The sequence below is a fragment of the Streptomyces sp. NPDC048277 genome (assembly GCF_040652235.1).
Lineage (GTDB): Bacteria > Actinomycetota > Actinomycetes > Streptomycetales > Streptomycetaceae > Streptomyces.
This window is the reverse complement of the sequence record NZ_JBEZLQ010000022.1, coordinates 93,134-113,639: the sequence shown is the minus strand read 5'-3', so window position 1 is coordinate 113,639 and position 20,506 is coordinate 93,134. Positions and strand designations below refer to the sequence as shown.

Genomic DNA, 20,506 nt, shown 5'->3' with positions numbered 1-20,506 from the left:
TCGAGCTGACGAACATCAGGGCGAACTCAGATCGCTACGCTGTGTGATTTACTGCTCGCGTTCCGTCACTCTCCGTGAGGAGTTCCATGTCTCCCGTGACCCCTCTGTCCCGTAGCTCCCGGCTGTCCCGTGGGCGCTGGACGTTCGCGGCAGGCTGCGCCGCCGTCGTCCTGTCCGTCACCGCACCGGCCGTGTTCGGCCCCACCCCGGCCGCGGCACACACCGCCGATCCCCATCCGGGCGGTGTGCACATCACCCGGGAACAGATCGCCAAGGAGGTCCGCCCGGAGGAGGTCAAGGCCCTCGGGCAGGCCCGCGCCGAGGAACTGGCCCGGGACCGGATCGGGCTGCGCGCGATCGACAACGGGTATCCGCAGCCGCTGCGCAACCGCAGCCTGAAGGAGCACACCGACTCGCAGGCCGAGGCGAACAAGGCCTTCACTCCGAGCCAGTCGGGCACGTTCAACCAGTACTTCTCCAGCCCCGACTACGGCGACCACGTGGCCCTGCTGCCCACCGGCAAGGTGCTGCTGTTCTCCTTCGAGGCCGTCGAGACCAGCCCCAACAAGGAGACCGCGCCCACCGAGGTCATCGGTGCGGCCAACGCGGGCCGCGCCTACCTCTGGGACCCGGCCAAGGGCTACGGCAAGGACGCCTTCACGAAGGTGACGCCGCCCGTGGTCCCCATCGACGACGGCCTGAACCAGGACCGCCCCGCCCCCGTCTTCTGTGCCGGGCACGCCTATCTGCCCAACGGCATGGTCGGCGTCTTCGGCGGCAACCTCGGCGGCAACCACGGCACCGGCGCCCACCTCGCCCTGGTCTTCGACCCCTGGAAGGAGACCTGGTACACCGAGCAGGACATGGCCGAGGGCCGCTGGTACCCCTCGGTCGTCACCGGCTCCGACGGCCGGCAGTTCATCACCTCCGGCCACGGCGACATCGGCTGGGGCAAGCTCTCCAAGTCGATCGAGCAGTTCCCGGCCAACAGCAAGGACGTGTCGTACGACCCCGCGACCAAGCCCCAGGGGCAGGCGCTGGAGAAGTGGCAGACGACCAAGGCCGACTACTCGACCGACTACCCGCACCTGTTCTCCCTGCGGGACGGGAAGATCTACGGCTTCGGGCGCAACTTCGACGAGCAGTTCGTCTTCGACACGGACGCCAAGACCGAGCAGCCGCTGCGCAGCCGCCCCGACGGCGGCATGCGCAACTACGGCTCCGCGGTGGCCCTGCCCAACACCACCCCCGGCGCCGGCCCCGACTCGGTGCTGATCCTCGGCGGCGACCGCAACAACCCGAAGACCTACAGGTTCTCCAACGGCACCTGGAGCGAGGACACCTCGCGCGCCTTCGGCCGTACCCAGGACGACACGCTGATCCTTCCCGACGGCCGGCTCTTCACCGTCAACGGCGGCTTCGACATCCGCGACTACGGCAACGGCCAGTACAACCCCAACGCCGACGACAAGTGGCGCAAGACCGAGATCCGCGGCGCCGACGGCACCTGGCGGACCGGCCCCCAGCAGCGGCTGCCGCGCGGCTACCACTCCAACGCCGTCCTGCTGCCCGACGGCCGCATCATGATCACCGGCGACGAGCTCCAGGAGATCGCCAACAACCCGGACATCAACTCCGGGATGAACGGCAGCATCGAGATCTACGAGCCGCCGTACCTGCACCAGGGCGGTACCCGGCCCGACCTGGCCCATGTGCCGCGCGGCGCGGTGGGCTACGGCGCCACCTTCGACGTCGACTCGTTCACGCCGGACGACATCGACAAGGCCGTGCTGATGGCGCCCATCACCTCCACCCACTCGGTGGACACCAGCCAGCGCCGCATCCAGCTCGACATCACCAGACGGGCCGGCAACACGCTGCGGCTGCGGGCCCCGCAGTCCGCCAAGGACGCGCCGCCCGGCTACTACCTGCTCTTCCTCCTCGACGACCGGGGCGTGCCCAGCACGGCCCAGTGGGTGCGGTTGAGCCCCACCGTCTGACCGTTCCCGCCGTCCCCGCACCCACGTATCCGACGTATCCAAGGGAGATCCATGGCAACCCCCGTGTCGCTGCGCGACAGCACCGAGATCCAGGGCGACGTCCTCGCCGGGTTCAAGAAGGACAACGTGACCCTGCTCTTCCTCCGGTTCGGCGACGCGGCCGCCGCCCGGAGCTGGCTGAAGGACCTGGTCCCGCGCCTGGCCACGACCCAGCAGGTCGCCACGTTCAACGCCAAGTTCAGCGAGGCCCGCCACAACTCGATGGGAGCCGACCCGGCCAATCTGAAGGCCACCTGGGTGGGCCTGAGCCTCACCTATCCGGGACTGGCGCACCTCACCGGCAAGAAGGACCTGCTGCCCGAGAACCAGGGCCGCGGCACGATCGGCGCCTTCGTGCAGGGCGCCGCCTTCCGCGCGGACGTCCTGGGCGACGTCGACCGGAACGAGCCCGGCCGCTGGCTGTTCGGCGCCGAGCAGAACCAGGTCACCCACGCCGTGCTCACCGTCGCCTCCGACACGGAGAGCGGGCTCAGCGAGGAGCTGGGCCGTCAGCAGGACGCGGTCTCCCGGGCCGGGATCAGCATCGCCCACGTCCAGCCCGGCAACGTCCTGCCCGGATCGCGCCGGGGCCGCGAGCACTTCGGCTTCAAGGACGGCGTCAGCGAACCGAACGTGGCAGGCATCGAGGAGGAGCCCGAGCCCGGCGCCCGGCTCGTCTCCGCCGACCTCTTCGTCCTGGGCGCCACCGGCGCCGCCCTGCCCAAGGGCGTGCCCGAGTGGATGCGCAACGGCTCCTTCCAGGTGGTGCGGCGGCTCGGCCAGGACGTGCCCGGCTGGTGGGCGCAGGTCGCCACCGAACTGCAGCGGCTGAAGGACGCCGGGGTGGTGGACGCCAGGACGTCGAGCGAGTGGCTCGCCGCCCGCCTGGTGGGCCGCTGGCGGTGCGGCGCCTCGGTCCACAACCACCCGGACCTCGCCCAGGACCCCGACATCGATCCGGACAACGTCATCAGCTACAAGGACGACCCCGAGGGTGTGATCACCCCGCTCTTCTCCCATCTGCGCAAGACCAACCCGCGCGACGGGCTGATCGACAAGGAGCTGATCGAGGAGGAGGTCCTCGACCCGCGCCGCATCATCCGCCGCGGTGTCCCCTACGGCGCCCCCTTCGACCCCGCCTCCTCGAAGGGCGGCCCCGACGAACCGCGCGGCCTGGTGTTCATCTGCTACCAGGCGGACCTGGTGCGGCAGTTCGAGTTCATGCAGCGCAACTGGTGCAACACCCCCAACTTCCCGCCCGACCGGGAACCCATGCCCGGCCCGGACCCGATGATCGCCGGTGCCCTGACCGACATCGGCAGCGGCGATGTCGCGTTCGCGACGAAGACCAACGGCAAGGCCGAGATCACCACGCTGCACTTCAAGCCCTTCGTGCACACCGAGGGCTCCCTCTACGCCTTCAGCCCCTCGCTCTCCACCCTGCGCAACCTGGGCGAGGGCCGCCTGGACGGCGCGCCGGTGACCGGCGGCCAGACCACGGCGCCCCAGCCCTCCGGGGACCAGCAGGCCTCGGTCCAGCCGGGCCCCCTCGACGAGATCCTGCCCTGGCCGGACGTGGCGGGCCGGTACTGGGTCTTCTCCGGCCGCACGGTCCGGGTCGTCGGCGTCGGCGCCGACGAGGCCGGCCAGCTGACCGCCGGCCCGGACGACGCCACCGCCCTCGCCATCGGCACCGGCGCCGACCTCGGCACCTGGCCGGCGCTGGCCGGAGTGGAACGGGTCGACGCCATCTGGCCCGTGCCCGACGAACAGGACCTCAACGGCGAGAGCAGCTACTGGCTCTTCCACACCGTCAACGGCACCCAGGTCTACCGGCGGATCAACGTCGCCCACAACGCCCGCCACAGCAGCCGCAAGGTCGGCGACGACCGCCCCCTCACCAACTGGAGGTCCTTCGGCGGCGGTGTCCGCGTCACCCGTGTCGACGCGGTCCTGCCGGTGCCCGACATGCAGCCCGCGGAGGACGGCAAGTTCCAGTACTGGCTCTTCCACACCACCCCGCAGGGCCAGCGCTACCGGCTCGTGTCGGTCGCCCAGGACACCAACCACACGGACGTCCTCGACCGGGACGACCGCGACCTCGGCCGCTGGCAGTCGCTGAACGGCGTCACCAAGGTGGACGCCTTCCAGTTCGTCCCCGGCAAGGTCCGCAGCGGCGGCAAGACCCTGTGCTGGGTCCAGCACGACGGCGGCCGGTACCGGCTGATCTCCATCGCCGACGGCTTCGGCCACCAGGACGCACAGGTCCGCGACTCCCGCCCCAACACGCCGTGGTTCAGGCGTAGTTGACGGACCGCTTCGGGTCGGGCCCCGGCGCCGGGGCCCGACCCGGTCAGCGGGTGAGCGTCTTCCTGATCGCGTCGGTGACCTCGCCGGGCGCCTCCTCCGCCATGAAGTGCCCGCAGCTCACCGTGCGGTGCTCCAGGTCCGGCGCCCAGGCCCGCCACAGGGCGGCCGCGTCGTAGCCGAGGGCGGCGCCCCAGTCCTGCTGGAGCACGGTCACCGGCATGCGCAGCACGTTCCCGGCGGCCCGGTCGGCCAGGTCGTGCTCGGCGTCGACGCCGGCCGAGGCACGGTAGTCGGCCACGATCGACGGCACCGCCTCCCGGCAGGCCGCGAGATAGACGGCACGGACGTCGGCGGGGATCGCCCCCGGGCCGCCGGACCACAGGTCGAGGAAGTGGCCGAAGAACAGGTCGGGGGCCGCGCCGATCAACTGCTCGGGCAGACCGGGCGGTTGGGCCATGAGGTAGAGGTGGAAGGCCACGGCGGCCGAGGCACCGCGCAGCACCTCCCACATGTCCACGGTCGGCAGCACGTCCAGCAGCGCCAGGTGCGTGACGGCGTCCGGATGGTCGAGCCCGGCCCGGAAGGCGACCAGGGCACCCCGGTCGTGCCCGGCCAGCGCGAAACGCTCATGCCCGAGCTCCCGGGCGAGCGCCACGACGTCCGCGGCCATGGTCCGCTTCGCGTACGACGTCCCGTCCGCGTCGGCCGGCTTGTCGCTGGCGCCGTAGCCGCGCAGGTCGGGACAGATCACGGTGTGGCCGTCCGCGAGGCCGGCGGCCACGTGCCGCCACATCAGGTGGGTCTGGGGGAAGCCGTGCAGGAGCACGACCGGGCTGCCGGTGCCGCCGACGGCCGTGTGCAGGGAGACGCCGTCCGCGACCGGGACGCGGTGCCGCTGGAAACCGGGGATGTCCATGTGCTTCATGCGCCGAGACTCCCGTGGCCGGATCAGCAGCCGGTCAGCAGCACGTACGGTGGGCGGGTGAGCAGGGACCAGGCCGACCGGGTCGCCTTCGGGGTGCTCGGACCGGTGACGGCCGAGCGGGACGGCGTTCCGCTCGCCCTGAAGGGGCCCAGGCACCGGGCCGTGCTGGCCCGGCTGATCGTCGCCCGCGGACGGGTCGTACCCGTCGCCCGCCTGGTCGCCGACCTCTGGGAGGAGCCGCCGCCCACCGCCGTCGGCACGGTCCGCACCTTCGTGGGCGATCTGCGCCGCGCCCTCGAACCCGACCGCCCGCCCCGCACCCCGGCCCGGCTGCTGGTCACCGACGGCCCCGGCTACGCCCTGCGCACGGACACGGTGGACGCCCGGCGGTTCGAGACGGCCGTGGAGACGGCCGCGACGGAGGACCCCGCTCAGGCGGCCCGGCGGCTGCGGGAGGCGCTGGAGCTGTGGCGGGGGCCCGCCTACGCCGAGTTCGCGGACGAGGAGTGGTGCCGGGGCGAGCGGGCCCGGCTCGCCGAGCTGCGGTTGCGGGCGGTCGAGCAGCGGGCCGGGGCACTGCTCGCCGGGGGCCGGGCGGCCGAGGCGGTGCCCGACCTGGACGCCCACCTCACCGGGCACCCGTGGCGCGAGGACGCCTGGCGGCTGCTCGCGCTCGCCCTCTACCGGACCGGCCGCCAGGGCGACGCCCTCGCGGTGCTGCGCCGGGCCCGCGCGACCCTCGCCGACCAGCTGGGCGTCGACCCCGGCCCGGCCCTGCGCCGGCTGGAGGCCGACATCCTCGCGCAGGACCCCGCCCTGGACGCGGAACGGGAAGCCGCGGCGGCCCGGGTGTGGTCCCGGGCGGCCGAGGCGTACGACCGCACGGTGGCCGCCGGTGCCCGGGCCCGCCTGGAATCGGCCGTCGGCCTGCTGCGCACCCTCGCGGTGACCGGCTCCGGCGGGCTGGCCGCCGCCCGGGAACACCGGCTCGCGGCGATCACGGCGGCCGAGGAACTCGGCGACCCGGAACTGACGGCGCGCGTGATCGGCGCCTACGACGTCCCCGCGATCTGGCCCCGGTCCGACGATCCGGCGGGCGCCCACCGGATCGTCGAAGCCGCCGAACGCGCCCTGGCCCGGCTCCCCGCGACCCCGGCCCAGGACCCGGCCCGCTGCCGGCTGCTCGCCACGATCGCCCTGGAGACCCGCGGCACCGGGTCGTCCCGAGCCGCGGAAGCCGCCGCCGAGGCGGAAAGCCTCGCCCGCCGCCTCGACGACCCCGCCCTGCTCGCCTTCGCCCTCAACGGCGTCTTCATGCAGTCCTGCACGACGGCCGGCCTCGCCCCGCGCCGCGACGCCATCGGCACCGAACTGATCGCCCTGGCCGAACGGCACGGCCTGGTCACCTACGAGGTGCTCGGCCACCTGATCAGGGTGCAGTCCCGCGCGGGCCTCGCCGACTTCGCCGCGGCGGACGAACACGCCGAGGCGGCCGACCACTTGGCCGACCGCCACGAACTGCCGCTGGTCCGCGTGTTCACGGACGGGTACCGGGCGCTGCGGCTGGCCGCGACCGGACACCCCGACCGCGCCGGGGCCGCCTACCGCGAGGTCGACCGGCTGCTCGACGGGCCGGGTATGCCCGGCGTGCGCGACGGTCTGCTTCCCCTCGCGCTGCTCTGTGCCCGTCTGTCCGGGCGGCCCTACGACATCCGCGGGGCCGTCGACCCGGACGCGGACTGGGGGCCGTATCTCCCCTGGATCCGGCCCGCGCTCGCCCTTGCCACCGACGGCGAAAGGGCAGCCCGCGACGTGCTTCGCGGGCTGCCCGAACCTCCTGCCGACCTCGTGCAGGAGGCGCTGTGGTGCGTCGCGGCGGCCGTCGCCCTGGCCCTCGACGACCGCCCGACACTGCGCCGCTGCCTGGCCCGACTACGCCCGGCCGCCGGCCAACTCGCGGGTGCGGCCAGCGGGTTGCTGACAGTCGGCCCGGTGGACACCTGGCTGACGGCGATCGAGAAAGCGCTCGGCTGAGCAGCGCCCCCGAAGGGGCGCGGGGCTGTATTCATGTGCGGCTACCGCCGCGTGGGCGCGACCAGCCACGACGGCGCCGCAGCCGATCGACGGCCGATCGCGGCTCTGTCGGCAAAACGCCTACGCCACGAGCTCCTTCTTGATCCGGTCCAGCATGAACGCCGAGGACTCCCGCGCCCGTTCCTCCCACGCGAAGACGCAGGCCGTGGCGACCCCGTCGAAGTTCAGCTCATGCAGCGTGCCGAAGAACGCGTCCCAGTCGACCTCGCCCTGGCCGATGTCCAGGTGCTGGTGGATCCGGGCCGTGGTGCCGGGCGGGTTGAGGATGTAGCGCAGCCCGCTGGAGCCCTTGTGGTTGAAGGAGTCCGCGATGTGCACGTGCTGCAGCTTGTCACCGGCGTAGCGCATCATCGCCGCGATGTCCGCCGTAGGGTCGGCGCCCGACAGGTGGAAGGAGTGCGGGGCGCAGTAGAGGTAGTTCACCCATGGCTTGTTGATCGCGCGGACCAGGTCCACCGCGGGGGTGTTCTCCTCGCAGAAGTCGTCCGGGTGCGCCTCCAGGTTGAGGGCGATGCCCTCGCGCTCGAAGAGGGGGAGGAGTTCCTCAAGGGAGCGCCAGAAGGCCGCTTCGCTCTCCGCCGCGCGCTCCGGGCGCCCGTTGAACTCGCTGTTCATCAGCGGGCATTCGAGGTCCGCCGTGATCTCGATCATCCGCTTCCAGTAGCGGACGGCCGCCTGGCGCTCGGTCTCGTCCGGGGACGACCACTTGTACAGCGGCAGCACCGAGGACAGCTGCACCCCGTGCGTGCGCAGGGAGTTCTTCAGCTCCGCGATCCGCTCGTCGTCCGCGCGCGGGTGCAGGAAGAACGGCATGAAGTCGTCACGCGGCGACAACTCGATGTACTCGTAGCCGAGTTCGGCCACCGTGCGCACCATGTCGTCGATCGGCAGGGCGCGGAACATGTACGGGTCGAGGGCGATTTTCATGCGGTGCCTCCGTAGAAGGCCGGGCGGGGCTCGATCTCGGTGGCGACGACGGTGCCCGACTCCAGGGCCTCGACGGTCGCGGCGGTGATGACGGTGGCGGCGTAGCCGTCCCAGGCCGAGGGGCCGGTCGGCTCCTGGCCGGCCGCGATACCCGCGATCCACTCGCGGAACTCGGTGTCGAAGGCGTCCCGGAAGCGGCCCACCCAGTCGGTGAGGACCTCGGTGCTGTGCTGACCCGCGGTGCGGACCCCGACCGCGGCCGGGTCGGGCAGCCGGACCAAACCTTCCTCGCCGACGGTCTCGCACTGGATGTCGTAGCCGTACCGGCAGTTGACGAAGACCTCCAGGTCGATACGGACGCCCTTGGCGGTCTCGAAGAGGATGATCTGCGGGTCCTTGAGGTGCGCGAACCGCTTGCTGGTGGCGCGCGGGGTGATCACCTGGGTGGAGACGATCTCGTCGTCGAGGAGCCAGCGCAGCACGTCGACCTCGTGCACCGCCGTGTCCAGCGAGGCCATCTCGGAGGTGTACGACTCCGGGACGGTCGGGTTGCGGTGGGCGCAGTGCACGATCAGCGGCTCGCCGATCCGGCCCGAGTCGATGACCTGCTTCAGCTGCCGGTAGCCGACGTCGTAGCGGCGCATGAAGCCGACCTGGACCAGCCGTCGGCCGTGCGCCCGCTCGGCCTCGACGATCTTCAGACAGTCCTCGGCGGTGGTGGCCAGGGGCTTCTCGCAGAACACCGGCTTGCCCGCCGCGATCGCGTTCAGCACGTGCTCGGCGTGGGTCGGGCCCCACGAGGTGACGAGCACCGCGTCGACGTCGTCCGCGGCGACCACGGCCGCGCCGTCGGGCAGCACCCGGGCGCCGACCGGCTCCGCGGCCTCGGCGGCACGGGCCGGGTCGATGTCGGTGACCGCGGTGACCTGGGCACCGGTGACGGTGTGGGTGAGGCGCTGGATGTGCTCCTTGCCGATCCAGCCGGCGCCGATCACTCCTACTCGAACAGTCATGGTGATTCCTTCACATGGTCAGGAGAAGCGCGCGCGGAGCTCGGCTTCGAGGGTTTCGAGGGTGCGGCCCTTGGTCTCGGGGACGTAGAGCTTCACGAAGGTGAGCGAGAGGATCCCCGCCACGACGAACAGGAAGAAGGTGTTGGAGATCCCGATGGCGGAGACCAGCGAGGGGAAGACCAGGCCGATCACGAAGTTGGTCAGCCACAGCACCACGGCCGCGATGCCCATGCCGAAGCCGCGCATCCGCATCGGGAAGATCTCCGACAGCATCAGCCAGGTGACCGGGGAGATCGCGCCCTGCTGGAAGGCGAGGAAGGTGACCGTCATGGCGAGCACGGCGTAGGCCCGGCCGTCCCCGGCGGGCAGCAGCAGGGAGAACACGCCGATGAACAGCAGGGCGAGGGTGGTGCCGATCTGGCCGGTCATCAGCATCGGACGGCGGTTGACGCGCCCCAGCAGCCAGATGCCGACGAAGGTGGCCAGCACCGAGATCACACCGTTGGCGATGTTGGCGGTCAGCGCGGTGTCCGAGGCGAAGCCGGCGTCCGAGAGGATCTGGGTGCCGTAGTACATGATCGTGTTCACGCCGGTGATCTGCTGCACGATCGCGATGCCGAAGCCCACGAACATCAGCTTGCGCAGCCACGGGGTGGACCGCATGTCCTGCCAGCCGCCGAGCCTCTCCTGCTCCTCCTTCACGGCGAGCGCGGAGACCTCGGCCAGCTCGGCCTCGGCCCGCTGCTGGGACCGCACCTGCTTCAGTACTTCGAGAGCCTCGTTGAAGCGGGTCCGGGAGGCCAGCCAGCGCGGGCTCTCCGGCATGACCAGCATGCCGAACCACAGCACCACGGCCGGGACCGTGGCGATCACCAGCATCCAGCGCCAGATGCCACCGGACTCGCTGCCCACGTTCGCGATGACCGCGTTGGAGGTGAAGGCCAGCAGCTGCCCGCTGACGATCATCAGCTCGTTGCGCGTGACCAGGGCGCCGCGCCGCTCGGCGGGGGAGATCTCCGCGAGGTAGACCGGCACGGTGACCGACGTGCCGCCGACCGCGAGGCCCAGCACGAAGCGGGCCACGATCATGACCGCGGTGGTCGGGGCCAGCGTGGCACCGAGGGCGCCGACGAAGAACAGCACCGCGAGGGTGAGGATCGTACGGCGGCGGCCCCGCGCGTCCGACAGCCGGCCGCCGGCCACCGCGCCGAGCGCGGCGCCCAGCAGCAGCGAGCTGGTGACCATGCCCTCGGTGACCGCGTTCAGCCCGAGGTCCTTGCTCATGTAGGGCAGGGCGCCGTTGATGACACCGGTGTCGTAACCGAAGAGCAGTCCGCCGAAGGTGGCGATGATCGTGATGAGCCGCAGCCGCCGGGAGACCGCCGGGGAGGGCTGGTCGGTGACGGGGGCGGCGGCCTGGAGCGTGTCGTCCCTGACGTTCATCGGCCGCCTCCTACCGGTTCGGGTTCAGGCCGGGGCGCCGGGTACCGGACAGGCCGCAGCCGTTCAGGTACTCACGGGTGCTGGTGGCGATGGGCAGCGGCACCTCGGGGGCGCACGGGTAGAGGTCCTGCTCGACGATCACGAACAGCTCGGCGTCGAGCTTTGCCAGCTCGGCCACCACGTCGGCCGGGTTCGGTACACCGGCCGGCGGCGACACGCACACGCCCCGCTTGACGGCCTCGCCGAAGCCGAGGTCCTCGGCCGCGACCTGGGCCAGGATCTCCGGGTCCATCTGCTTGATGTGGACATAGCCGACGCGCTCGCCGAAGCGGCGGATCAGGTCGACGTTGTCGCCACCGCCGTAGGCGACGTGCCCGGTGTCCAGGCACAGATTCGTGTAGCGGCCGTCGGACTCGTTCAGCAGCCGCTCGATCTCCGGCTGGGTCTGGATGTGGCTGTCCGCGTGCGGGTGGATGACGAGGCGCACGTCGTACTCGTCGAGGAGCAGCTTGCCCAGCCGGTCGGCGGCCTTGCCGAAGCCCGCCCACTGGTCGGCGGTCAGCTCGGGCGACTCGGTGAACGCGCCGGTCTTCTCGTCCCGGTACATGGGCGGGATGAGGACCAGGTGGTGGGCGCCCGCGGCCTGGGTCAGCGTGGCCACCTGGCGGACGTGGGCGAGCATCTCGTCCCAGGCCTCGGGGCGGTGCAGCGCGCCGAACGCGGTGCCGCCGGAGACCTTGAGCCCGCGGGCGTCGAGCTCCTCCTTCAGCACCTTCGGGTCGGTGGGCAGATAGCCATAGGGCCCGAGCTCGAACCACTCGTAGCCGGCCTGCTTCAGCTCGTCGAGGAAGCGGGTGTACGAGACCTGGTGCTCGTCCTCCGGGAACCAGACGCCCCAGGAGTCGGGGGCGGAGCCGAGGCACAGGTTGCCGACGGTGGTGCGGAGGGGGGATGGCGCCGTTGCCATGGCGTGTCCTTCGGGGAGAGGGGGAGACGGGGAGGGCTGCCGCCAGCTGGCTGCTGCGCTCTACTAGCGCGCTCTAGTGCGAGTACGATGACCCCTGTCCGAATGTCATGTCAATACCTTGTTGCCGGGGGATTTCCTGGGGGATCGGGGCGCACCCCCTAGGGGGTGTCCGGCGGATCAGGTCGGCTACAGGAGACGGTGCTTCCTGGCCGACCGCGAGCGGGGTCTGGTGCGTGCAGCTGCAAGGCGGAGGAGGGAGTCGACGCGGTGGGGGCACCTCCCGGCCGAAGGCTGGGGGACGTCGGCGAGTGACGACAACGCGGCAGATGTGCGTGCCAGGGCCCGCGACGCCGGCATGATCCGCCGGATACCCCCTAGGCTGGGCTCCGTCGAAGGGTGGGTGCGCAGGTGGATGCAGCGGGCAGGCAGCGGCCGACGATGGCCGACGTCGCCGACAGGGCGGGGGTCTCCCGGGCGCTGGTGTCGATCGTGTTCCGCAACCAGCCGGGCGCCAGCCAGGAGACGCGCGAACGGGTGCTGCGGGTCGCCGACGAGATCGGCTACCGCCCCGACAGCGCGGCCCGGCTGCTGGCCCGCGGCCGTAGTCGCACCCTCGGCGTGATGTTCACCGTCCACCAGACCTTCCACACCGACCTGATCGAGGGCATCTACCCGGAGGCCGAGCGGCTCGGCTACGACGTGCTGCTCTCCGCCGCCGCCCAGGGCCGCAGCGAGGAGAAGGCGGTCGAGGCGCTGCTCGGCCACCGCTGCGAGGCGCTGATCCTGCTCGGCCCGGACGCGGAGCCCGCCTACCTCGACGGACTCGGCCAGCGGGCCGTCACCGTGTCGATCAGCCGACGGGTGCCACGGGCCCGGGTCGACTTCGTACACAGCGCCGAGAGCAAGGGCGTCCGGCAGGCCATGGACTACCTGGTCGAACTCGGGCACCGCAGGATCGTGCACATCGACGGCGGCGGGGGTCCCGGGTCGGCCGAGCGGCGGCGCGCCTACCGGGCCGCGATGCGCCGGCACGGTCTCGAACCGGAGATCCGGGTGATACCCGGTGAGCACACCGAGCAGTCCGGTATCGAGACAGGACGGCTGCTGCTGGCGGAGCGGGACCGGGGACTGCCCCTGCCGACCGCCGTGCTGGCGGGCAACGACCGTTGCGCGATGGGTGTGTTGATGGCGATGACCCGGGGTGGTGTCGAGGTCCCGCGGGACGTCTCCGTGGTCGGCTTCGACGACAGTCATCTCTCCCACCTCATGCCGATCGGCCTGACCACCGTGCGTCAGGACGCGCGCCTGATGGCCGAGTACGCGGTGCGGTTCGCCGTGGAACGGCTGGAGAACACCGAACTGGAGCCGCGCGAGGCGGTGCTGGACCCGAAACTGGTGGTACGGGGCACCAGCGGGCCGCCCCCCGCTTCGTGAAGCGGAGGACGGCCCGAGTGCCCGGTGGGGGCCGGCCGATCGCCGGCCGGGTGCTGACCGACCGTCAGCGGGTGCCGTTGGCGGCGAACTTGGCGATCGTGTCGGCGTTGTCCTTGGTGACGAACGCGGGGCCGGTCAGGACGGGGGCCGCGCCGCCGCCGCTGTAGTTGCCGTTGTTCTTGTAGAGCCACAGGGAGTCGACCGCGAGGTAGCCCTGGAGGTACGGCTGCTGGTCCACCGCGAACTCGACCGAGCCGTCCTGAATGGCAGAGACCAGGTCCTTGTTGAGGTCGAAGGTGGCGACCTTGGCCTTGCTGCCGGCGTCCTTGACGGACTGGATGGCGGTCAGGGCGATCGGGGCGCCGAGGGTGACGACCTGGTCGATCGAGGAGTCCTGCTGCAGCTTTGCGGTGATGGTGGACTTCACCGAGGGCATGTCGGTGCCGTTGACGTAGATCTTGTCGGTCTTGCCCTTGAAGCCCTTGGTCAGACCCGCGCAGCGGGCTTCCAGAGCGACCTGGCCCTGGGCCTGCACGACACAGAGTGCGTGCTTGGCGCCGAGCTTGTTGAGGCGCTCGCCGAAGGCCTGGCCCGCGATGGTCTCGTCCTGGCCGAAGTACTCGAGCATGCCGAGCTTCTTCCAGGCGTCCACACCGGAGTTGAAGCCGACGACGGGGATGCCGGCGGCCTCGGCCTTGCCGATGACGGACTTCAGCGCGTCGGGCGTGGCGGCGGTCAGGGCGATGCCGTCGACCTTCTGGTCGATCGCGTTCTGCACCAGGTTGGCCTGGTTGGCGGCGCTCGGGTCGGCGGAGTAGACCAGCTTGATGTTGTCCTTGGCGGCCGCCGCGGCGGCTCCCTTGCGGATCAGGTCCCAGAAAGTGTCGCCGGGCTGGGCGTGGGTGATCATGGCCACCGTCATGCGGGGCGTGGACGCCTTGCCGGCGGACGCGGCCGCGCCGCTGTCCTCGGACTTCTTGCCGCCGGAGCTGCTGGAGCAGCCCGTGGCGAGCAGGGCGCCCGCGAGAACGGTGGCGGCCAGGGCGGCGGCTCGGTGGTTTCTGTGCATGTCCCTTGCACCTCGCTGTGCGGTCTGGATCGGCTCTGGGGAGCGGAACGAGCTGGAAATGGCGGGAGGGGAAGACGGGGAGGGTGAGCGGGCGGTCCGGCGCCGGGGGTGACGGTCGACGAGTCATGGCATTGCTGCCGCCCTCGCCACGGCGCGAGCGGTGGACCGCCGGCGGTGGGGGCTGTGGCACCGGTGGCCGACCGGGTGCCTCGCACGGACGGGAATGGAGCTCCGTGCCGACGGCCAAGGGGTGCGACCGTCGACGGCTTGTTCATGTGCTAGAGCGCTTTATTAGCGCGCTCTAGTGACACGTACTATGGGGTCGCCCTCAGGGGATGTCAATCACTTTGTCATGACGTTCCAACAAATCCCGGAGACCGCTCTCGGCTCCGTACTGTGGGGGTATGGGCGACGGCACGGTGACGCTGTTCCTGTGCGGGGACGTGATGCTCGGGCGCGGTGTCGACCAGATCCTCAAGCGGCCCGGTGATCCGGCGCTGCGGGAGGACGGCGGCGGGGACGCCCGCTCCTACGTCCGCCTCGCGGAGTCGGCGGGCGGCCCGATTCCCGCTCCCGTCCCCCCGGGCTGGCCCTGGGGTGAGGCGCTGCGGCTGCTGGAGCGGACCGCGCCGGACGCGAGAGTCCTGAACCTGGAGACCTCCGTGACGCGCAGCGACGCGTTCGCTCCCGGGAAGGCGGTCCACTACCGCATGCACCCGGACAACCTCCCCGCACTCACCGTGGCCCGGCCCGACGTCTGCGTCCTGGCCAACAACCACGTGCTCGACTTCGGCCGCTCCGGCCTGACGGAGACGCTCGACTCCCTGCACCGTGCGGGACTGCGAACGGCGGGCGCCGGACGCGACGCCCCGGAGGCGTACGCGCCCGCCACGGTCCCCCTCCGCGACGGCCGCCGCCTACTGGTCTTCGCCCTGGGGGCGGGCTCCAGCGGCATCCCGGCCGACTGGGCGGCGACCAGGACCCGGTCGGGTGTCGCCTACGTTCCCGAACTGTCGGCCTCGTCGGCGGCGGAGGCGGTCACGGCCGTGCGCCGGGCACGGGGCGCCGCCGATCTCGTGGTCGTGTCCATCCACTGGGGCTCCAACTGGGGCTACCTCGTCCCCCGCAGCCAGGTCCGCTTCGCGCACGCCCTCGTGGACGGCGGTGCGGACGTCGTCCACGGCCACTCCTGTCACCATCCGCGCCCCGTCGAGCTGTACCGGGACCGGCTGATCCTCTACGGCTGCGGCGACTTCATCGACGACTACGAGGGCATCACCGGCTACGAGGAGTACCGCGACGACCTCCGCCTCGCCCACCTCGTCACCCTGGCCGCGGACACGGGCCGGCTCACCGACCTGCGGATGGTGCCGTTCCAGGTCCGGCGGCTGCGGCTGGAACGCGCCTCCGCCGAGGACCGCGGCTGGCTGCGCCACACCCTCGACCGGATCAGCCACGGCGTACGCATCACCCTGGAGGCCGACGGCGTACTACGCTGCGTAGCGGGAGAGTTACGGAGACGGAGGGGTGTCGCCATGCCGCAGCGGCGATTCGCGACGGGCCGCAGCCAGGAGCCGCGCCAGCGGTTCGCGGAGGAGCTGAGGGAGTTGCGGGCACAGAAGGGGGTCAGCCTGCGGCAGCTGGGCGAACGCCTGGGCTGGGACTGCTCGTTGTTCGGGAAGATGGAGAAGGGGGAGACCCTGGGAGGTCCCGAGGTCGTCCAGGCACTGGACGACTATTACGGGGCGCCGGGGTTGTTGCTGGCGTTGTGGGAGCTGGCGCGGGCGGACAAGACGCAGTTCCGCGAGCAGTACCGGGAGTACATGGCGCTGGAGGGCGAGGCGGTCAGCCTGTGGCACTTCGCGGTGAGCGTGCTGCCGGGCCTGCTCCAGACGCCGGGGTATGCGCGGGAACTGCTGGCAGCGGGTGGCCTCAAGGGTGAGGAACTGGAACAGCAGGTCGAAGCGCGCATGGGTCGGCGGGAGTTGTTGGAGGGGGCGGAGACGCCGTCGTTCCGGACCATTCTCTCGGAGGCCGTTCTGCGGACACCGCTGCGAGCCGCGGGGGAGTGGGGCGCCCAACTGGAACACCTCCTGGAGATGGCGGAGCGTGAGAACGTGACCGTCCACGTGCTGCCGAACAGTGCTGGTCTGCACACGCTGATGGGCTTCGACCTGTGGTACCTGCTGCTGCCGGACGGCCGGACGGTGGCCTACACGGAGAACGGCTACAGGGGCGAACTGATCAAAGAATCCGCGCCGGTTGTGCGCCTGCAGAAGGCGTACGATTCAGTGCGCGACCTGGCGTTGTCCCCAGCCGAGTCGCGGAAGTACATCCTGCGCACGTTGGAGGAGGTACCTTGCGAATCGTCGACCTGAAGGCTGCTTCGTGGCGCAGGAGCAGCTACAGCAACCAGGACGGTGGCGCGTGCGTGGAGGTGTCCCACGACTTCGCCACCCTCGTCCCCGTTCGCGACAGCAAGAACCCGCACGGTCCCGCGATCACGTTCGCGGCCGAGGGATGGTCGGCCTTTGTTTCCGCCGTGAAAGGCGGGGAGTTGAGCGCCTGACCGGCCGTACCCGAGGCGCTCACCGTGTGCTGCACACCGTCCGCGGAGCCGCTCTGCCGGTGGTGCCCTGCGTGGACTGGGCGTCCTGTACCCGCTGTACGTCCTGGAGGAGGCGCGGGATGCCGGGGTTCTGGTCGGCGGCGACCCTGGCGATGGTCTGGAGGACGGCCGCGTAGAAGGCGTCGCGTACGGCGGGTGCCATGACGTCCGAGGCGTCCAGGCAGCGCGGGCCCGTGCGGAGCCGTTCGGAGATCTCGCGGTCGATCGCGCTGTTCTGCGAGGTCACCTGGCGGTTCGCGGAGAAGACGCTGAGGCGGGCCCATTTCTGCTGGCCCTCCTTCGAGGCCAGTTTCCGGATCAGCGCCCTGGCCCGGGAGTTGCTGCTGAACAGCGCGGCGAAGTCGCCGGTGACCTCGTGGGCCCGGACCGGGCCGCCGCCGGGCAGCAGCGGGGCGGAGTCCAGCAGGTCCGCGTGCCGCGCGTCCGACTGGTAGAAGGCGCGGGCGAAGGAGCCCTGGTGCTCCAGGCTGCACCCGCCCCAGCCGTCGAACAGCAGCCCGTGGCTCTTCGGAGAGCCGCGGTGGTCGGTGAGCAGGGCGTGCCTGGCCGCCGTCCGGTCCTGCCCGAGCAGCTTGGCCCACGCCTCCCAGGCGGACCGCACCGGAGTGCTCCGCCACCACTGTGCCGTGTCCGTGCCCAGCGCCCACTTCTCGTAGACGGCCGGTCCCGCGTGCTGCAGCACGAGATCCTCGATCCAGTCCGTGCCGGGCCAGCCGGAGGCGCCGTCGTCGCCCATGCCGATGCACCAACTCCGCAGCGGCGCGGGCGAGTCGGCGGGCTTCTCGCCCTGCCGGTACCAGACGATGCTCTTCAGGTCCGCCTTGACCGGGACCCAGTACACGGACGAGGAGTTCGTGCCGGTCGCGTTCCACGGGGCGCCGTACTGCGCCGGATCGTAGAGGTCGTTCAGCGGCTTGAGGCGGTCCTGGTCGGCGTACTCGGCGAGTTCACCGATGCCCGGCATGATCACGATGTCCGGCGGTTCTCCCGACTGGACCTCGGAGAGCAGCACCTCGTGCTGGGCCGCGGTGCCCTGGTAGCGGAAGGGGATGCCGAAGCCCCGCAGCAACTCCTCGAACTGGTCGGCCTGGTCGCCGGTCCAGGTGCCGAGGATGGTCACCGGCTCCCCGTCGTCGTGCCGCGCCCAGGCCACCACCATGCCGCCGGCCGCGATCAGCGCCATGACCACGAGCACGACCAGAACCTTGAACCGCCGGGTCACCGCCGCCTCCAGTAGTCGCTGTCGAGCCGGAGACCGAGCCCCAGCGCGGGCAGTACGACGACCAGCAGGCCGCCGACGACCGTGGCCAGGTACACCCGGTCGGTCCAGGCGCCGTCGTCCAGCCGCTGCCGGACCTCCTCCGACTTCCCGGTGACGCTCTGCTGCGCCTCGACCAGCCCCGTGCCGGTCCGCCGGGACAGGTCGGTGATCTGCTGGAGGTCCCCGAGCGCCCCGTCGAGACGGTCCTCGACGGCGGACGTCGTCAGCAGCGGGAACACCGCGAGCAGCACGGTGAGGACGAGGGCCGCGAGCAGGTACGGGTTCCAGTCGCGGCCGCAGCGGTCACGCAGCACGAACAGCGCCGAGAGCAGGGTCAAGGCCAGGGCGGCCAGGGCGAGTTCGGCGACCCACCACCCGGCCTGCTGCCACCGCCCCATGGCGGCCGTGACCCTGGCGTGCCGCATCTGGGTCTTCTGCAGTTCGTTCAGACGGGGTGCGAGCCCCACCGCGTCCCGGGTGAGCAGCGAGTCCGCCTCGTCGAGCTTCTGCTCCCGCATCAGGGGCTGGTCGCGGTACAGGGACGTACCGAGGTTGAGCGAGGTGCTGTAGGTGTTCAGCAGACCCATGACCGTGCCGAGGTCCTGGTCGGTGCGGTCGGCGATCCGGGACAGGCCCTGGTCGGCGGCGGAGAGCTGGGACCGGTAGCTCTCGCCCGAACCCGCCACGTCGACCAGGTGCATCTCCACCAGGGCATGGGCCTCCTGGTCGGCACGGACCGCCGCCAGCCGGGTGCCGGCGAGCCTCTGCACGGCTGGCGCCTCGCGGGCGGCGAGGGCATCGGCGCCGCGCTGGGTCTGCCGGTAGGAGAGGAACAGGGCGGTCGAGGCGACGGCCGCGCACAGGAACAGCACCAGCAGGTGCGTCTCAAGCAGTCGGCGGGTCCGCCAGGGGGCCAGCCGCCGGCGCCAGAGGGCGGCGGGGGAGTACCGCCGTAAGGAGGCGATCCAGGCGATGCGTACGGTCGTCACAGCAGCTTCTCCCCGCAGACGATGCAGTGCCGGGCCTCGCTCCCGGCCCGGCGGCCGCAGTTGCCGCAGCGCGGGCCCGGCGGTGCGTCGACCGCGTCGGGCAGCGGCGCGCCGGGATGCGACCCGGCGCGCAGGATCATGGGGCCTAGGGTGCCGGCGTCGACGGCGCGCAGCCGGATCCGTCCGGCGGCCGCGTCGTCGATGTCGGCGACGGTACGGATCTCGTCCAGCACCCAGCTCGTGCCGAACCGCGCCGCGAGCCGGGCGGCCAGCCCCAGCCGGTCCTCGGCGGTGTCCCGGCGCTGCTCCTGGAGCGCGGCGAGCCCCTCGCGCAGGGCACCGCGCATCCGGGCCGCGGCGTTGAGGCTGCGCACGCTGTCGGCGCCCTCCCGGGCGGGCGGCGCGGACTGGTCGGGGAGGTGCCAGCGGGCCACGACGGGCGCGTGGACGTCACCGATGGAGACCATGGCGAACTGCAGCTCGGTCTCCAGCGGATCGTCGTCGGCGTCGGCGACCAGGGTGAGCAGATAGTCGCGTCTGCCCTGTTCCCACTGGTAGGTGGGAAAGCTCCAGCGGTGCGGCCGGCCGGGCTGGGGCAGCCCGCCGAGTCGGTGCGGCCGGGGTGCCTTCTCGCTGAGCGAGACCTGTCGTACGGAGGGCCGCAGGGTCACCTCGATCGGCAGCTGGGGCGTGTGCACCCGGCGCAGCCGCGCGATGGCGTCGGTGATCGCCCGGCCCAGGCCCTCGTCCACGAACTGGGCGGTGCCGTGCAGCCGTTCGGCGAGGGTCAGCAGCGGGTCCGGGGTCCAGTCGGCGCCCACCGCGAACACATCGCAGGTGAACTGCCCGGCGCAGGCGTCCAGTTCCTCCTCAAGCCGGGACTCCCCGGCCGCGCTGCTGCCGTCGGTGATCAGCACCAGATGCTGCACGGACAGGGGCCGGCCGGCGAACAGGGCCCGTACCCCGGCCGCCCAGGCGGCGTACCCGGCGGGCCGCGGACCGTCCCGGTGCAGCGGGAGCGCGCCCGCGCCGAAGGCGGCCCGGCGCCGCTGGTGCTGGTCGGCGACGGCCCACTCGTCGGCGCCGTGCGGATAGCAGCGGACCGGGGCGGGTCCGCTGCCCAGCACGGCGAAGGAGATCCGGTCGGGCAGCGCCCGCAGCGCGGCCGGCAGGGCGTGCCGGACGGCCGCCCGGTTGGCCTCGGCGACGTCCACCGCGATGATCACGGCGAGTTCGACCGCGGGCAGATCGGTGGGGGCGCCGTCGGCGGCCACGTCGACCTGCAGATGGGCCTCGATCTTCGCGCTGCGGTGCGGGCGCAGATCGCCGTCGAGGTCGACATGCAGTCGGATGCCCGGCTGCGGCGGCCGGGTGTGGCTGCTCATGTCCTACGTCACCGCTCCTTC

At 71.7% G+C, this 20,506-nt stretch carries 15 protein-coding genes and 1 pseudogene; 7 read left to right on the top strand and 9 right to left on the bottom strand.

Annotation, left to right across the window (positions count from 1 at the left end; genetic code table 11):
- Positions 1–86 precede the first annotated feature (86 nt).
- Positions 87–2,000 carry a galactose oxidase early set domain-containing protein gene (locus AB0D85_RS37190; protein WP_362330306.1) on the top strand — a complete coding sequence of 638 codons (1,914 nt, stop codon included), beginning with the start codon at positions 87–89 and terminating at the stop codon, positions 1,998–2,000.
- A 51-nt stretch (positions 2,001–2,051) separates the two neighbouring features.
- Positions 2,052–4,349: a Dyp-type peroxidase gene (locus tag AB0D85_RS37185; protein WP_362330303.1), complete on the top strand. Its 2,298-nt coding sequence runs from the start codon at positions 2,052–2,054 to the stop codon at positions 4,347–4,349.
- Between the two features lie 43 nt (positions 4,350–4,392).
- On the opposite strand, the gene AB0D85_RS37180 is transcribed toward AB0D85_RS37185, so the two are convergent.
- Complete coding sequence (locus tag AB0D85_RS37180) at positions 4,393–5,274, bottom strand: alpha/beta hydrolase (protein WP_362330300.1); 882 nt, start codon at positions 5,272–5,274, stop codon at positions 4,393–4,395.
- Between the two features lie 57 nt (positions 5,275–5,331).
- On the opposite strand from AB0D85_RS37180, the gene AB0D85_RS37175 reads away from it, so the two are divergent.
- Positions 5,332–7,308, top strand: coding sequence for a BTAD domain-containing putative transcriptional regulator (locus tag AB0D85_RS37175; RefSeq protein WP_362330297.1), 1,977 nt, complete (start codon positions 5,332–5,334; stop codon positions 7,306–7,308).
- A 120-nt stretch (positions 7,309–7,428) separates the two neighbouring features.
- Here the strand turns inward: AB0D85_RS37175 and AB0D85_RS37170 are convergent, their stop codons facing one another.
- From AB0D85_RS37170 to AB0D85_RS37155, 4 genes are read right to left on the bottom strand one after another with little or no spacing between them, the layout of a single operon-like run.
- Complete coding sequence (locus tag AB0D85_RS37170; RefSeq protein ID WP_362330293.1) at positions 7,429–8,295, bottom strand: sugar phosphate isomerase/epimerase; 867 nt, start codon at positions 8,293–8,295, stop codon at positions 7,429–7,431.
- Positions 8,292–9,308: a Gfo/Idh/MocA family oxidoreductase gene (locus tag AB0D85_RS37165; protein WP_362330290.1), complete on the bottom strand. Its 1,017-nt coding sequence runs from the start codon at positions 9,306–9,308 to the stop codon at positions 8,292–8,294. Before AB0D85_RS37165 ends, AB0D85_RS37170 begins: the two co-directional genes overlap by 4 nt.
- Before the next feature lie 18 nt (positions 9,309–9,326).
- Positions 9,327–10,751: a sugar porter family MFS transporter gene (locus AB0D85_RS37160; protein ID WP_362330286.1), complete on the bottom strand. Its 1,425-nt coding sequence runs from the start codon at positions 10,749–10,751 to the stop codon at positions 9,327–9,329.
- A gap of 10 nt (positions 10,752–10,761) precedes the next feature.
- Entirely contained in the window at positions 10,762–11,718 is a 957-nt protein-coding gene (locus AB0D85_RS37155) for a TIM barrel protein (RefSeq protein ID WP_362330283.1), read from the bottom strand.
- A gap of 438 nt (positions 11,719–12,156) precedes the next feature.
- Between AB0D85_RS37155 and AB0D85_RS37150 the strand changes: the two genes are divergently transcribed.
- The gene (locus AB0D85_RS37150; RefSeq protein ID WP_362330280.1) at positions 12,157–13,152 is read left to right on the top strand and encodes a LacI family DNA-binding transcriptional regulator; all 996 of its coding nucleotides are present in this window, start codon (positions 12,157–12,159) and stop codon (positions 13,150–13,152) included.
- 64 nt (positions 13,153–13,216) lie between these two features.
- Here AB0D85_RS37150 and AB0D85_RS37145 read toward each other — a convergent pair whose 3' ends face one another.
- On the bottom strand, positions 13,217–14,221 hold the full coding sequence (locus AB0D85_RS37145) for a sugar ABC transporter substrate-binding protein (RefSeq protein ID WP_362330277.1): 1,005 nt from the start codon (positions 14,219–14,221) through the stop codon (positions 13,217–13,219).
- A gap of 404 nt (positions 14,222–14,625) precedes the next feature.
- Here AB0D85_RS37145 and AB0D85_RS37140 point away from each other — a divergent pair.
- From AB0D85_RS37140 to AB0D85_RS37130, 3 genes and pseudogenes are all read left to right on the top strand, one after another.
- Positions 14,626–15,693, top strand: a pseudogene (locus AB0D85_RS37140) (CapA family protein); the annotation flags it as partial.
- 63 nt (positions 15,694–15,756) lie between these two features.
- Complete coding sequence (locus AB0D85_RS37135; RefSeq protein WP_362330490.1) at positions 15,757–16,599, top strand: helix-turn-helix transcriptional regulator; 843 nt, start codon at positions 15,757–15,759, stop codon at positions 16,597–16,599.
- On the top strand, positions 16,581–16,790 hold the full coding sequence (locus AB0D85_RS37130) for a DUF397 domain-containing protein (RefSeq protein ID WP_362330274.1): 210 nt from the start codon (positions 16,581–16,583) through the stop codon (positions 16,788–16,790). Before AB0D85_RS37135 ends, AB0D85_RS37130 begins: the two co-directional genes overlap by 19 nt.
- A 19-nt stretch (positions 16,791–16,809) precedes the next feature.
- Here the strand turns inward: AB0D85_RS37130 and AB0D85_RS37125 are convergent, their stop codons facing one another.
- The 3 genes from AB0D85_RS37125 to AB0D85_RS37115 are packed head-to-tail and all read right to left on the bottom strand — an operon-like array spanning position 16,810 to position 20,485.
- The gene (locus AB0D85_RS37125; protein WP_362330271.1) at positions 16,810–18,072 is read right to left on the bottom strand and encodes an ABC transporter substrate-binding protein; all 1,263 of its coding nucleotides are present in this window, start codon (positions 18,070–18,072) and stop codon (positions 16,810–16,812) included.
- Positions 18,069–19,100: a hypothetical protein gene (locus AB0D85_RS37120; RefSeq protein WP_362330268.1), complete on the bottom strand. Its 1,032-nt coding sequence runs from the start codon at positions 19,098–19,100 to the stop codon at positions 18,069–18,071. The genes AB0D85_RS37125 and AB0D85_RS37120 overlap by 4 nt, the downstream gene beginning before the upstream one ends.
- Positions 19,097–20,485: a hypothetical protein gene (locus AB0D85_RS37115; protein WP_362330265.1), complete on the bottom strand. Its 1,389-nt coding sequence runs from the start codon at positions 20,483–20,485 to the stop codon at positions 19,097–19,099. The genes AB0D85_RS37120 and AB0D85_RS37115 overlap by 4 nt, the downstream gene beginning before the upstream one ends.
- Positions 20,486–20,506 lie beyond the last annotated feature (21 nt).

Excerpts from the sequence above, each read along its gene's own strand:
- AB0D85_RS37160 (WP_362330286.1), bottom strand. The coding sequence starts at position 10,751 with ATGAACGTCAGGGACGACACGCTCCAGGCCGCCGCCCCCGTCACCGAC.
- AB0D85_RS37170 (WP_362330293.1), bottom strand. The coding sequence starts at position 8,295 with ATGAAAATCGCCCTCGACCCGTACATGTTCCGCGCCCTGCCGATCGAC.
- AB0D85_RS37180 (WP_362330300.1), bottom strand. The coding sequence starts at position 5,274 with ATGAAGCACATGGACATCCCCGGTTTCCAGCGGCACCGCGTCCCGGTC.
- AB0D85_RS37135 (WP_362330490.1), top strand. The coding sequence starts at position 15,757 with ATGCCGCAGCGGCGATTCGCGACGGGCCGCAGCCAGGAGCCGCGCCAG.
- AB0D85_RS37165 (WP_362330290.1), bottom strand. The coding sequence starts at position 9,308 with ATGACTGTTCGAGTAGGAGTGATCGGCGCCGGCTGGATCGGCAAGGAG.
- AB0D85_RS37190 (WP_362330306.1), top strand. The coding sequence starts at position 87 with ATGTCTCCCGTGACCCCTCTGTCCCGTAGCTCCCGGCTGTCCCGTGGG.
- AB0D85_RS37155 (WP_362330283.1), bottom strand. The coding sequence starts at position 11,718 with ATGGCAACGGCGCCATCCCCCCTCCGCACCACCGTCGGCAACCTGTGC.
- AB0D85_RS37115 (WP_362330265.1), bottom strand. The coding sequence starts at position 20,485 with ATGAGCAGCCACACCCGGCCGCCGCAGCCGGGCATCCGACTGCATGTC.
- AB0D85_RS37150 (WP_362330280.1), top strand. The coding sequence starts at position 12,157 with ATGGCCGACGTCGCCGACAGGGCGGGGGTCTCCCGGGCGCTGGTGTCG.
- AB0D85_RS37185 (WP_362330303.1), top strand. The coding sequence starts at position 2,052 with ATGGCAACCCCCGTGTCGCTGCGCGACAGCACCGAGATCCAGGGCGAC.
- AB0D85_RS37145 (WP_362330277.1), bottom strand. The coding sequence starts at position 14,221 with ATGCACAGAAACCACCGAGCCGCCGCCCTGGCCGCCACCGTTCTCGCG.